Here is a 13,771-nt window from a genome sequence, read left to right as displayed (position 1 = left end):
TGTGAAATGGATTGGGTTTATGTCACAGTATCCGCATTGTTGTCACTGATTGCTGCAATTGTTACGGCTTTAGTTTCCGATCGACTAAGCTCACGGCGAGCTTTAGAAGAGCGATACAAGACTAAGTCAATCGAAGCTTACGACGAGTGCATGCAGTGCGTAGATACATTGCTAGCTAACGCAAGTGTGCTATTCACAGACTCGTTTCGAATTGAATTATCTAAAGCGTATAACCACGTTTCTGTATATGGTGCTATTTCTGTTGTGGAAAAAGTAAACCATCTTTTGGAATTCGTGACAAGGAACAAGGAAAACCTAGAGATCGAATGCTTAAGAATTGAAGAGAAATATCATACAACCGAATTAGTAGTTGATCCTGAGACAAACGAATCTATCGAGGTAGATCGATTAACCATTGATCCTGAGGAGCTTGAAAAAATTATCGAACAAAAAAGCAAGCAACTACTTCCGTCTTCGACTGAGCTTCGATCAAAAACAGATCCCGTATTAAACGCAATTAAAACTGCGTCCAGTTCACTGCGAATAAGTAGAAAGGCAGCTTAGAACCATGGCAACACTAATCTCAGACAAATACGAAGCCTGGAAAGCAGAAGCAAATGCGCGCTTCGACCAGATTAAGGCCAACGAGGAAGAACTCAACCGAATCTTCGCCGAAATCTATGACATGGTAGGCGAAGTGCCTATCGAAGTCGAGGACAAGTACGTTTCGGTCGCACGTATCTTCGACACTGAAGAAGAGATTCCAGAATCCTTCAAGGGCAACAAATACGTTCGCACCAAACGTGACGAAATCGTCTCACTTATCAGCTACGCAGTTGGCTGCATGCTCGGTCGCTATTCAATCGACAAAGACGGACTCATCCTCGCAAACCAGGGTGACACGCTGAAAGAATATCTCGAACAAATCCCCAACCCCACCTTCATGCCTGACGACGACAACGTACTCCCGATCACAGACGATGAATACTTCGATGACGACATCGTAGGCAATTTCGTCGACTGGGTACGCACCACCTACGGAGAAGAAACCCTCGAAGAGAACCTTGCTTTCGTGGCAGACGCGCTTGGCGGAAAAGGAACACCGCGCGAAGTGATTCGCAACTACTTCCTGAAGGACTTCTACAAAGACCACTGCAAGACCTACAAGAAGCGCCCCATCTATTGGCAGTTCGACTCAGGCAAAAAGAATGGCTTCAAAGCCCTGGTCTATATGCACCGCTACCAACCAGACCTTTTGGCTCGAATCCGCACAGACTACGTTCACCAGCAGCAGGAGCGCTTCCGCACGCAGATTGCTCACCTGGGGGAACTAATCGAAACGGCCGATCGCTCTGACAAAGTGAAATATGAAAAGCAGCTTAAGAAGCTAAAAGAGCAACTCTCCGAAACAAGCGATTTTGAAGAACGCATCCACCACCTTGCCGACCAGATGATCGAGATCGATTTGGACGATGGTGTAAAGGTGAACTACGCGAAGTTCGATGACGTGCTCGCAAAGATCAAATAGCTAAGCACGTCTCTTCGAAAGGTCAACCCATGAACGATACCGCCATCAAGAACTTCTGCATCGATGCTAGGCGTGAGCTTATCGAGCAGGTGCGATTGCAACTTGCTGAATGGTGCATCACTGAAGATGCTGATCCCAAAGAGCAGGTGCTCCCCACCAAGAGCCAGCCTCTAACGGAAGAAGAGATCGCTCAGCGCGCCCAGCTCATCAAAGAGATGCAACGCCTGGGTGAAGAGCAGCTAGTGGAGCGAGCGGCTTTCACGTGGTTCAATCGAATGATGGCCATCCGCTACATGGAAGTGAACGATTACCTTCCCTTCCACTGCCGCGTGCTCTCTTCAGCTGACAACGCCTTTGACTCGCAGATAATCAAAGAGGCCACAAGCGTGGATGTTGAGGGCATCGATCGCGCTTATGTTTACCGACTGATCCAATCCCATGATGATGAAACACTCTTCCGCTATCTGTTCTTAGCGGTATGCAATGAACTTTCCACCTATATGCCCCAGGTGTTCGAGCATCTGGGCTCCTACCAGGAACTGCTTCTGCCAAAGGGGCTGCTGCGCAATGGAAGCGTTCTCTGCAAGATGGTCGAGGATATCCCTGAAGAGGACTGGCGCGAAAGCGTAGAGATCGTGGGCTGGATGTATCAGTTCTACAACTCTGAGCGCAAAGATGAAGTGTTCGCAGATTTCAAGAAGGGCAAGAAGGCCCAAACAAGAGACATTGCTCCAGCAACCCAGTTATTCACACCGAAGTGGATCGTGCAGTACTTGGTACAGAATTCTTTAGGCCGCTTATGGATGCAGTCGCATCCGAGCTCAAACCTTGCTGCAGAGATGGAGTATTTCATTCCTGATGATCTTGGGCTTGATGCCGAAGAAGCTGCAAAGCTTCAGGTTTCTTCTAGTGAGGGCATCCAGGTTTCTTCCCCTGAAGAAATCACTGTTTGCGACCCAGCGTGCGGTTCAGGTCATATCCTAGTGACCGCATTCGATCTGCTCGCCAAGATGTACGAGGAATCAGGTTATACCCGCCGCGATATCCCTCGTCTGATCCTAGAGAAGAACCTCTCAGGCTTCGAGATCGATGCGCGCGCAAGCCAGATGGCTATCTTCTGCCTAACCATGAAAGGCCTTGAATACGATAGCCGATTTCTCACCCGAGGCGTGCAACCCAAGATAACCTTGATCGAATCGATCCCCTTCACAGAAGAAGAGATCGACGCTGCTCCGATCTTGCAAGCAGCACCGAAGCTCATCGATGCACTCGCCCACCTCTCGGAATGCGGCAGTCTATTCAACCCGACTGAAGCAGACCTGCATACCTTGAAGGATTGCAAGGCGACACTCTCTCCCACGAACATCTTCGCAGGATCGCTCTCTGAGAAGCTCGACAAAGCTATCGACGCCTGCGAAACCCTAGCTCAGAAATTCGATGTTGTCGTGGCCAACCCGCCTTATATGGGCTCTTCCAACATGGACAAATGGCTCGCCAATTGGACCAAGAAGAACTATCCAGATTCCAAACGCGATCTGTGCACCTGCTTTATCGAGCGCGGCTTTGTTTTAGCCAAGCCAGCTTCTTTTGTTGCAATGATTACAGCCTCTTCATGGATGTTCATATCCTCTTTTGAGGACTTTCGTAAAAAGCTCCTTTCAAAAGGCTCCATCCTTACAATGGTTCAACAATCCACGCACGGTTACGCAGGTGTAACCGTGCCTACATGCATATTTGTTTACGAATTAGGGAAAACAAACTGCATCGGATCGTATATACGACTGGAAGATTTTGACCGTCCACAATTGCAACAACCCAAAACTGAAGAAGCAATCCAAAACCCAGACTGCGGCTGGTTCTACCGCCGAAGCGCCGATGCCTTCTCCGCCATCCCTGGCACCCCAATCGCTTATTGGACAAGCAACGCAATACAAAAAGCCTTTATCAATGGAAAAAAACTCCGCGACATCGGAACGCCACGCGTAGGTCTTCAGACAGGAAAAAACGATCTATTTGTTCGCCGATGGTGGGAAGTATCAAAAGAGAACTCATTATACGATGCAGCATCGATTTCAGAGTCAGTAGAGAGCGGTCGACGATGGTTCCCATACAACAAAGGCGGCGATTTCAGAAAATGGTACGGAAACAACGAGGAAGTCGTTAACTGGGAAAAAGATGGAAAAGAGATCCGAGCGTTTGCAGATGAGACAGGAAAACAGCTCTCACGCCCACAAAACACAAATTACTATTTCAAACCATCAATTACTTGGTCAAAAATATCAAGCGGCTCTATCGCTTTTCGCTACAAGCCTCAAGGCCATATTTTCGACGTTGCAGGAACAAGTATCTTTGCCAACCAAGATCAGCTTCTCTATTTGCAAGGGCTTTGCAATTCTTCGGTGATCCTCAACATAGCAAAACTGCTTTCACCAACTCTCAATTTCGAGGTTGGCCAAATTGCAACATACCCCATCCTCATTTCCCCTAAAAGGGAAACCAAAATCAATGAGGCAGTGAAAAGAGAACGACGTCTTTCCCAAAATGATTACGACTCTTTTGAAACTTCATGGGATTTCAAAGGTCATCCCTTAGCGTAAGGATTGCTTGCCATGGATGCATTAGACATTGAACAGCAGCTACAAGAGCGGTTTTCTACGCCGCTAAAAGAAGTCGAAAACCGTCGCATCATTGTTTGGCATGATGCAGAAGGTGAATTCGAAGAGGAGTTTACTCAGCTAACTACTGATGGTCTTACGGGTCCGCGTGGGCAGATCGAGACCATTTTTGCTCACGATGGCAACATATTCGAAAGCAAGCAAAGAATCTTACGAGAGTCAGCTGGCAAAGACATACTCGTCTATCGACAAACCCCTGCTGGACAGATGCAGGGAGATTGGCTTGCAGGGATTGAATTCATTGCCGAGATATTCAAGGCTGACTATCTTTCCATCATGCTTGATAACCTCAATGCAGGTGATACACTTGACGTTCGCAGTGCGGTTTCTCAGTTGAAGCAGTTCTTCCAAGCGCGGAGTCGCGTGAGCAAATTCAAAGAGAAGATGCCCGCAGCAGCCTCCAAGAATGACGTTATCTTGGGTGTACTGGCTACCTTATGCAATAGCACAGAAGCGCGGCCCATCTCTGTTGTGCTTGCGTATTCAAAATATGCAGGAGAAAGCCTTTCCAACCCTGATGCGTTGAGCGATCTGCTTAGCCAGTTAGAAAAATATGGCGCGCTCGAGCATCTTCAGACTGTAGTAGCCAAGGTCACAGGATATCAAGCCGCTCTTAGCGATGCACGCCCCTACCTGAAGCACCTCTTGGTAAGCGCAGCTGCCCGCACCCTACCCCATGAAGCACTCATCGGGCTTGAACAATATACCCAAGACGAAAATGGAGAATTTTGCTCGAGCATCGTAAGGTCTTGGATGCAGGATGAGGGCTGCAGCGAAACCACGGCACTCTATGAAGCCTGCCGCATGGTTGAGGAAGAATGCGGGCTGCAGGCCAAATTCGAACAGGTTGACCCATCATCCCTTACTGAATGCGACATCTTCCCAGTCATCGACGAGGTTATTCTGCAAGACCTTATGACATCCATTGCTGCAGGATCCGACCGCTACGAAGACGCCATCAACATACTGAAGAAGCGTCAGAACCTTATGTGGGGTCCGCTATTCGAGCCATACTTCACCTGTCTTGCCCAGGCCGCCACCATTCAGCTTTTTCGACGCAATAATACAACGGGCTTCTATCTTGCAAAACCAACCGAAGTTTGGAGCGCTTACACCGCAGACTGGTGGACCATTGACGCGGCTTATCGAAAATTCTGCAAAGCATTTCAGGAAAGCTTGCGAACCGTTTCTGTGCTGCAAAGCGCAGTCCATGATCTTGCCAACTACGTCGACACGCTTTACACCAATTGGTTCCTGCAAGAAACCAACCGTTGTTGGGTAGCTTCAGCAGAGAACCAATGGTTCGAACAGGGCTATGTGAACGACATCCCCAGACAGCGCGATTTTTACAAGGATCACGTGCTCTCAAGCGTCGGCAAAGGCCGGTGCACCGTTGTAGCAATATGTGATGCCATGCGCTATGGCGTTGCGCAGGACCTGAAGAGCGCACTGGAAACCAAAACCAAGGGCAGTACCTCTATCGATGCGATGCAGTCGATGTTCCCCGCTGAAACAAAATTCGGCATGGCAGCTTTACTCCCCCATCGAAACCTGGAATACCGCATCGATGCTGACTCCGTATTCGTAGACAGCATGCCTACCGCGTCAACCGTAGACCGAGCTGCAGTACTACAGAAAGCGCGCGCCGAAAGCACTGCGCTGCAGTTCGAAGACTTCCTGAAGATGCGCCCTGAAGAGCTGAAGCAGCTTTCAGAGGATAATAAGATCATCTACGTATATCAAAACACCATCGATACGGCGGGCCACAACGAATTAGGAGGCCAAGGGGTGTTCGATGCTTGCGAGAAAGCTATCGAAGACATGGTCTCTCTGGTAAAAAGCGCGGTGCGGCATATGGGCGCGCAAGAGATCCTTATTACAGCCGACCATGGTTTCCTCTACACGCAGAAAGAATTCCAAGAGATCGAACAGCTTGACCGTAAGGCGCTCTCGGTTACGCCTAGCAAGATCGAACGACGCTTTGCTATCGCTTCGCCTGAAGCTACCTCTGAGCTTCTGATAAAGATGAACGTTGAAGACATGGACGAAAGCGGCTCCACCTGGTGGGCTGCACGCGACTGCATTCGCCTAAAGGTACAAGGCAGTAGCAAGCAATATGTGCATGGCGGCATAAGTCTGCAAGAGGTTTGCGTGCCTGTGATCACTTTCAAGAACATGCGCGCGAATTCCAAGGGCTATGTGGAAACAAAGCCTACTTCTATTCAGTTGCTTTCTTCAAGCCGACGCGTCTCCAACACCGTCTTCAACCTTGAATTCTTCCAAAAGGAGGCTGTTGGCGGCAAAGTGGTAGCCACTGAATACGACTTGGTCTTCACCGATTCAAGCGGTAATGAAGTGAGCGATGCTCAACGCTTTAAGGCAGACAAGACCACCAGCAATGAAGCCGAGCGCACGGTGCGCGTGCGCTTTAACTTGAAGCCTGGCATCCAGTGGCAAAGCACAGAAGCCTACTATTTGGTAGTGCGTGATACATCCACCGGGGCTATAGCTTGGAAGGAACCATTCAGTATCGAGGTTTCCTTCGCGCCTATGGACGACTTTGGCTGGTAATCCAACATCGATAGTTAGCTATATATAGACAAACAAGGAATATGAAAGAAGGGCATCGTGGAAGATTCCTACTACTACAAAGATAATACAAATAATCAGGAGGGCAGCGTAAGCGAATACGCAGCGGTTGACTACAGCGTCACAAGCTCTGAAACTCCTGAAACAAGTTTGGTGGTCGAAGAAGAAGAGACAGAGACCATCTCACCTATCGGTCACTACGACCAAGACAAGCTCGATACGCTTATCATCGAAAGTTTCCCGGGCAAGATCGTACGCAAGGATCTTACTTCTTTGATGAAGCGTAGCGCAAACGTGCCCACGTTCGTGTTGGAGTATTTGCTGGGTATGTACTGCACCACCGATGACGAAGAGCTGGTGCGCGAAGGCGTTGAGCGCATCAGGCGCATTCTGGTAGAGAACTATGTGCGCCCCGATGAATCTGAACGCATCAAGTCGAAGATCCGTGAGCTAGGACAATATACCATCATCGACAAGATCTCGGCGCGCCTTGACGAACGCGACGACTATTATGTTTCGCAATTCACTAATCTACATATAGAGCCGTTCATCATCCCCGATGAATACCCCATAAAGTACAGCAAGATCTTGATGGGTGGCATTTGGAGCATCATGCGTCTTGAATACCAGCGCCCTGAAACGGACGATCAGGATGCTCTTGCCGACATCTTCGATGACGATTTCGAGCCCAAGCCAAAGAAGAAGAAAACGAAAAAGAAGAACGATCCTGCGGAATCCCGTTTTTCCGTGCTCAGCTTGAATCCCATCCAGATGCCTAATCTTGATCTGAATTCTATTCTTTCCCAGCGCAAGAACTTCACTGTGGATGAATGGATCGGTATGTTGCTGCGCTCTGCGGGCTATGAACCAGATTCGATGACAGAGCGCGAGCGTATGCATTTCATCGAGCGCATGGTTCCCTTGATCGAGCGCAACTATAACTTGTGCGAACTTGGTCCTCGTGGCACGGGTAAGTCTCACATCTATAAAGAAGTGAGCCCAAACTCCATTTTGCTTTCTGGTGGACAAACCACCACGGCGAACTTGTTCGGCTACATGAATGCCTATTCACGCCGAAGCGGCACCGATGTTGGCCTGGTGGGTCTGTGGGACTGCGTAACGTTCGATGAAGTTGCTGGCATGCGATTCAAAGACCAGAATGCCGTCCAAGTGATGAAGGACTACATGGCTTCAGGTTCCTATGCTCGTGGGCGCAATCAGGTGAATGCCGATGCTTCCATGGTGTTTGAAGGCAACATTAACGACACCGTGCAAAACGTGCTGAAGACCACGCATCTGTTCGATCCCTTCCCGCCTGAGTTCAATAACGATTCCGCGTTCTTCGACCGCATCCACTACTACTTGCCTGGTTGGGAAATTCCCAAGATGCGTTCTGACCTGCTCACGAATCGCTATGGACTGATAACCGATTGTTTGAGCGAGTTCTGCCACGAAATGCGCTCTCGCGACTATTCGCACCACATTGATCGCTTCTTCCGCTTGAATAGCGACTTCAACAAGCGTGACGAAATCGCGGTACGCAAGACCTTCAGCGGTCTTGCTAAGCTGCTCTTCCCCGACGAAGAGATGACCAAAGAAGACGTGGGCATGCTGCTCGATTATGCCATCGAAGGGCGCAGACGCGTTAAAGAACAGCTGAAGATCATGGCTGGTGTGGAATTCATCGACGTAAACCTGGGTTATTACGACATCGACAACCCTCAGGATGTGCATATCATCTATGTGCCCGAACAGACCGAAGATTCGCTTATTCCTGAGGCTTCCCCTATGCCAGGTCACGTATTCTCAGTCGGTATGTCGAAGACGGGAGAATATGCCGTTTATAAGCTTGAGAACAAAGCTGTTACGGGTGACTTCAAGTTCCAGACCGAAGGCATTGGCAACGCTCGTCCTGTGCGCGAGAGCATGGATGCAGCCTTCAGGTATTTCGAAAGCAACGCTCATAAGGTAGCTGCTGGTATGCATATCATGGACAAAGATTACCTACTGTTCTTCCGCGATATGCAGAGTAAGGGCCTCTCTGACGAATGCTCGCTGGCGGAATTCGTGGGATTGTGTTCGGCTGCTTGCAACCGCCCTGTTACAGGTGCCACCGTGGTTCCGGGCACGCTGCGCATGTCGGGCACACTAGACGAGCTTAAGGGTCTGGAAGACATCATGCGCGTAGCGAAGAATGCTGGCGCGAAGAAGATCCTACTGCCTATGAGCAGTATCCAGGATTTGCAAAGTGTTCCTAATGAACTGCTTGAGAGTCTAAGTCCAGATTTCTACCAGGACGGAAATGCAGTTGCTGCTGCAAAGAAAGCACTGGGGCTTTAGAGATGAGCAATATCAAAGTATCTGAAATGACCCAGACCGAGATGGCCACTATGCTTGCAGGAGCGCTCGACCAGGTCTTTGGCTTCGAGGCTCAGGTCGAAAACGAGCGCAAGCGAGCTGAGATCGAAGAGCAAAAGGCACTCATGGAAGCTCGCACAGAAGCAGTGAGTCTTGTTTCTAACTGGGTGCAGAATATTTGCTCCGCCCGTGCAAGTAAGCTGATCGTGGAAGTGCAGCAGTTCTACAACGAAGCCTCGGACAAGATGTGGGAGTCCCTTGAGAGGAGCCCTTCCATGCCTCGAATGATCAACTTCGAAGAACGTTACGCTGCTTTCGGAACCATCGGCGACAGAGAAAAGCTGCTGGAACGAATCGACCAGACTCTTAACGCAGCAAAGGATGCCATCGAAAGAGCAGAGTCTTTGACCCAAGAGCAGATTCAGGGGGCTTTACTAGAGGGAGTTTCAGAGTTCCATAAAGAGATCGAGCCTCTTACTCAGATCAAGGTGAGAGGCATTCCAACCGAACAAGACGAACAGCGAATGGCTCAACAACTTGCTTCTTACCTTATCAAGAAGTTCAAGAAGTCCCATGATGCAAAAGAAAAAAGATTTGCCTCGATTCAAAATGTAATTGAGTCCACTTTCATATCAAGTCTTACAGGAGATGAAGCAAAAAGTCCTCTGAGAGATAGTGAAGTGGAGGACTTCAAGCGATCGCTTCACGGGGCAAAAGACCATGAAGATCAAACTGACGACTATGTTTCAGCTGCGGTTTCTGCAGCGGATGCAGCCTGTGATGCTTTATTCGAACAATCGAAGGCATACGCTGGTAAACCACTGATCAAAAGCGACCTTCCTGATTTTCAGGGAGAGATTTCTGTTTCAAGGGAATATGATCCAAAAGCGGTGCTTGCCTTTTATAACGAAGTGCGTCATTCCTTCGAGACCTACAAGAAATGCATCATGGATAATGGCGTATTTTCAGCGCTACCTTCTACGCCGCGTTTTGGCGTTACCGTGAGCACGCACTGGTTCTGGAGATTCGAGGAAATGACGAACACTCAGCGAAAGCTCGACCGAATAATCCCCTGCACCATAGAAGGAGCAGATAAGGACGATCTCGTGCAAGCGACCGAGCGCTTACACAAGCTTAACGAAAAGCCTTACTTGGGGCTTCTTGAAAGCAACATAGAGCCATATGTCGATGCATTCTGGTTTGGATACAAGAAGCTAGCTGAATTCACCAATGGTATCATCCAGATAAAAGCGAGCCAGCTAGATTCATATCTGATGAAGCTTAAGAACAAGATCTACACCGATGTATCCGATCTCGGCTACTTCCTGTCAGACTCGCAGGTCGACAACCTGTGCAAGCAAATCAAGAAGATTCCTACGGAATAAGCGCTTATGCGCCGAGCTCTTGCTCGATCACGTCGACGATCTCTTGGGCGTAGCTCAAGGCTTCTTCGGGGGTGGCGGCTTCTACCATCACGCGGACCAAGGGTTCGGTGCCGCTGGGGCGCACCAAAACACGACCAGATCCTGCTAGCTTTGCTTCAGCTTGCTGGATGGCTTCAGCAACCGTTGCGCTTTCCATCACTTCGTTCTTGTCGGTCACGCGCACATTGATGAGCTCCTGCGGGAAGCGCTGCATCAGCTTTGCAGTTTCAGACACTGGCTTGTTATTGCGCAGGCACGCTGCCAAGAACTGGAGCGCGGTGATAAGGCCATCGCCGGTCGAGTTGTGGTCCAGGAAGATCATGTGACCACTCTGTTCGCCGCCAATAACAGCATTGCGCTGGCGCATCTCATTCAGAACGTACTTATCCCCTACCGAAGTTTGCACCACGGTGATACCTGCAGCATCCATGGCTTTCGTGAAGCCCAGGTTGCACATGACCGTGGACACTACCAAGTTGTCGCGCAGCAAGCCGCGCTTCTGCAGGTCCAGCGCGCACACAGTCTCTACCACGTCGCCATCGATCTCGTTACCCAGCTCGTCCACGAACATCACGCGGTCAGCGTCGCCATCGTGAGCAATGCCTATCATGGCACCCGTTTCATCCACCAGCGCCTTCACAGGCTCAAGATGGGTGGAGCCACATTCAACGTTAATGTCCACGCCGCTGAAGTCGTCATTGATCACATGGACCGTTGCACCCAGCTGCTCCAATGCTGCCGCAGTGGTGAGTGATGCCGCGCCGTGACCCGTGTCCAGCGCGATGACTAAGTTCGAAAAATCGAGCGTCTTGTCCTGCAGCGAAGAAATGGCATGCTGGATATACAGGTCGCACGCATTCTCTACGGGCACCGTAACACCCACTTCGTCGCCAGAAGGAAGTTCACCTGCGGGCATACCGCCATCAAGCACGAACTTCTCGATCTCGTCCTCTTCGGCTTCGGTAAGCTTGAAGCCCTGTCCATCGAAGAATTTGATGCCGTTATACTCGGGCGGATTATGCGAAGCAGAGATAACGATGCCGCCATCAGCATGCAACTCGCGCACCAAATAGGCCACACCAGGCGTAGGGATGATTCCTGCATCAAGCACCGTAGCGCCCGTGCTCATGATGCCTGCCGCAAGGGCAGAGCCCAGCATGTCCCCCGAAAGGCGGGTGTCCTTGCCAACAACGATGGTCTTGCCCAGGAATGCACCTGCCGCCTGACCAAGCTTGAATGCTGTATCGCAGGTAAGTTCGGTGTTCGCAACGCCGCGCACACCGTCGGTTCCGAAAAGTACTGTCAAAGCAACTTCCCTTTCATGAAAGATGCGGGAGACCCCGCATCAGAAAACTTAATGGTTGCCACCACGATTGACGAATTCGGGCTTGAGCATGATAACGCCTTCACGAAGTGCGATCTCATCTTCGGTCATGCGGGTGTTCATCTCTGCTGCGAATTCGTCCAAGCTGATGCCGCAACGCTCCAAGATCACCAGCAGATGATAGACCACGTCTCCCGCCTCATAGCGCAGATGGTCAACATCAGCTGGCGTAGCATCACTGCTTACCACGTCCTTAGCTGCCAGCGTGGTCTCGTGAGCTTCTTCTACCAGCTTCTTAAGCAGATCGTCGATATTATCATTGAGCAGACGATAGGTATAGCTTTCAGGACCTGCCGCGCGACGCGCGTTGATGGTATGCGCCAGCGATTCGAGTGCCGCGCCCATCTGGCTTTCAGGCACCTGGCCTTCAGTAACGTAGGTCTTTTCCACGCTTGCTCCTTCGATGCGCCAATCTAGTCCTGCGCCATGCGTGCCAGAATATCCTCGCGCGCTTCACAGGTCTTGGCGATCTCTTTCTCTACATCGATAGTGGTGTATTCTCCATTCTCATAGAGAATCTTACCATCAACCATGGTCAAAACAACGTCACTGCCCTGTGCAGAATAGACAACGTTGTCTGCCATCGTGTGAACGGGCTGCATCCAGGGGGTGTCGATATCCAGCACCACCAAGTCTGCACGAGCATCGCGTCTGATGAGGCCGCAGTCTTCGCGCCCTTGGGAAAGCGCACCGTTGCGCGTAGCAACGGTGATGAGTTCTTCGGCAGAGAGCGAAACAGGGTCCGCGTCGCCTGCGCGCTGCATGAGCGCGAGCAAGTACAGGTCCTTGAACATGTTGTGATTGTTGTTGCTGGCCACTCCATCGGTGCCAAGCGTTAGCATGATGCCCGCTTCTTTCATGGCCTTTATGTCCGCAATACCACTGCCAAGCTTCGCATTCGATGCGGGGCAGCAAGAAACCACCACGCCCTTGGCTGCCATGATGGCGCGGTCTTCATCGGTCAGCCACGTGCAGTGATCCGCGGTAGTAGGCACGTCGAACAAGCCCAGCTCTGCCAGGTAGACGGGCGGGGTCTTGCCGTGGCGCTCGATGCATTCGCGCACTTCTTTCTGCGTCTCGCTCACGTGCACATCTATGCGCATGTCGGCTTCTTTCGCAGCATTGGCAACGCTTGCCACCATTTCGGGTGACGTGGTGTACTCCGCATGCAGGCTGAAGTTCATCAGCAAACGGCCATCAGCCGCGCCATGGTATTCAGCGATCCACTGTTCGTTCTGCTTAGCAAGCGGCAAATCCCAATAGGTTATGCCTGGTTCGTTGCCTACCACGCAGTCACTCAAGTTGCACTTGATGCCGCTTTCCAACACCGCACGCGCACGAGCATCGGTGCAGAAATACATGTCCGTGAAGGAGACCACACCAAAGCGCAGCATCTCTGCGATGCCCAGCAATGTGGCGTGATATGCATCGTCTTCGGTGATGTGCGCTTCAAAGGGAAAGATGGCTTCGTTGAGCCATCGGTCCAGCGGCAGGTTATCGCCTCGCCCGCGCAGCAGCGTCATGGGCACATGCGCATGCGAATTGTAGAGCGCTGGCATCAGCAGCTTGCCACGACCGTCGTAGACGCGGTCGAAGGAACCTGTGGGCTCTTCCAGCTGAAAATGCGTGATAGTACTCCCCTCCACCGCTACATAGGCGTGCGGAACGGTCTTGCCTTCTTCGGTCAGCACCGTGATGTCTTTGAAAAGCAGTGAGCTCATGGGATCCTTCCTTCAGTGAGCACGAGCCAAAATGGGCACCTATAAGAAACACGCGCCCCGAAGTGGAGCGCGTGTTCGAAGTTTAGCCCTGC

At 50.7% G+C, this 13,771-nt stretch carries 9 protein-coding genes; 6 read left to right on the top strand and 3 right to left on the bottom strand.

Annotation, left to right across the window (positions count from 1 at the left end):
• Positions 1–6: 6 nt before the first annotated feature.
• From NFR25_RS06460 to NFR25_RS06435, 6 genes are read left to right on the top strand one after another with little or no spacing between them, the layout of a single operon-like run.
• Positions 7–564 carry a hypothetical protein gene (locus NFR25_RS06460; RefSeq protein ID WP_251198429.1) on the top strand — a complete coding sequence of 186 codons (558 nt, stop codon included), beginning with the start codon at positions 7–9 and terminating at the stop codon, positions 562–564.
• Positions 565–568: 4 nt separating this feature from the next.
• Positions 569–1,528 (top strand): BREX-1 system adenine-specific DNA-methyltransferase PglX, encoded by a 960-nt coding sequence (locus NFR25_RS06455; RefSeq protein WP_251198428.1) that lies wholly within the window; start codon positions 569–571, stop codon positions 1,526–1,528.
• Between the two features lie 29 nt (positions 1,529–1,557).
• Entirely contained in the window at positions 1,558–4,125 is a 2,568-nt protein-coding gene (pglX, locus tag NFR25_RS06450; protein WP_251198427.1) for a BREX-1 system adenine-specific DNA-methyltransferase PglX, read from the top strand.
• A gap of 12 nt (positions 4,126–4,137) precedes the next feature.
• Entirely contained in the window at positions 4,138–6,774 is a 2,637-nt protein-coding gene (gene pglZ / locus NFR25_RS06445) for a BREX-1 system phosphatase PglZ type A (RefSeq protein WP_251198426.1), read from the top strand.
• A 57-nt stretch (positions 6,775–6,831) separates the two neighbouring features.
• The gene (gene brxL, locus NFR25_RS06440) at positions 6,832–9,132 is read left to right on the top strand and encodes a protease Lon-related BREX system protein BrxL (RefSeq protein WP_251198425.1); all 2,301 of its coding nucleotides are present in this window, start codon (positions 6,832–6,834) and stop codon (positions 9,130–9,132) included.
• A 26-nt stretch (positions 9,133–9,158) separates the two neighbouring features.
• On the top strand, positions 9,159–10,535 hold the full coding sequence (locus tag NFR25_RS06435) for a hypothetical protein (protein ID WP_251198424.1): 1,377 nt from the start codon (positions 9,159–9,161) through the stop codon (positions 10,533–10,535).
• 4 nt (positions 10,536–10,539) lie between these two features.
• Here the strand turns inward: NFR25_RS06435 and glmM are convergent, their stop codons facing one another.
• Genes glmM through NFR25_RS06420 form a run of 3 tightly spaced genes read right to left on the bottom strand, consistent with a single transcriptional unit; the run spans position 10,540 to position 13,679 of the window.
• Positions 10,540–11,880 carry a phosphoglucosamine mutase gene (glmM, locus tag NFR25_RS06430; protein ID WP_251198423.1) on the bottom strand — a complete coding sequence of 447 codons (1,341 nt, stop codon included), beginning with the start codon at positions 11,878–11,880 and terminating at the stop codon, positions 10,540–10,542.
• 48 nt (positions 11,881–11,928) lie between these two features.
• Entirely contained in the window at positions 11,929–12,348 is a 420-nt protein-coding gene (hisE, locus tag NFR25_RS06425; RefSeq protein ID WP_251198422.1) for a phosphoribosyl-ATP diphosphatase, read from the bottom strand.
• A 23-nt stretch (positions 12,349–12,371) separates the two neighbouring features.
• Entirely contained in the window at positions 12,372–13,679 is a 1,308-nt protein-coding gene (locus NFR25_RS06420) for an amidohydrolase family protein (protein ID WP_251198421.1), read from the bottom strand.
• Positions 13,680–13,771 lie beyond the last annotated feature (92 nt).

Origin of the sequence: Anaerotardibacter muris (assembly GCF_943192915.1) — a bacterium.
GTDB lineage: Bacteria > Actinomycetota > Coriobacteriia > Coriobacteriales > Eggerthellaceae > Anaerotardibacter > Anaerotardibacter muris.
The sequence above is the reverse complement of the archived record's forward strand: the minus strand, read 5'-3'. Positions and strand labels throughout refer to the sequence as shown.

Bases quoted from the DNA above. Each gene is read 5' to 3' on its own strand.
- NFR25_RS06435 (WP_251198424.1), top strand. From the start codon at position 9,159: ATGACCCAGACCGAGATGGCCACTATGCTTGCAGGAGCGCTCGACCAG.
- pglX (WP_251198427.1), top strand. From the start codon at position 1,558: ATGAACGATACCGCCATCAAGAACTTCTGCATCGATGCTAGGCGTGAG.
- NFR25_RS06455 (WP_251198428.1), top strand. From the start codon at position 569: ATGGCAACACTAATCTCAGACAAATACGAAGCCTGGAAAGCAGAAGCA.
- NFR25_RS06420 (WP_251198421.1), bottom strand. From the start codon at position 13,679: ATGAGCTCACTGCTTTTCAAAGACATCACGGTGCTGACCGAAGAAGGC.
- pglZ (WP_251198426.1), top strand. From the start codon at position 4,138: ATGGATGCATTAGACATTGAACAGCAGCTACAAGAGCGGTTTTCTACG.
- NFR25_RS06460 (WP_251198429.1), top strand. From the start codon at position 7: ATGGATTGGGTTTATGTCACAGTATCCGCATTGTTGTCACTGATTGCT.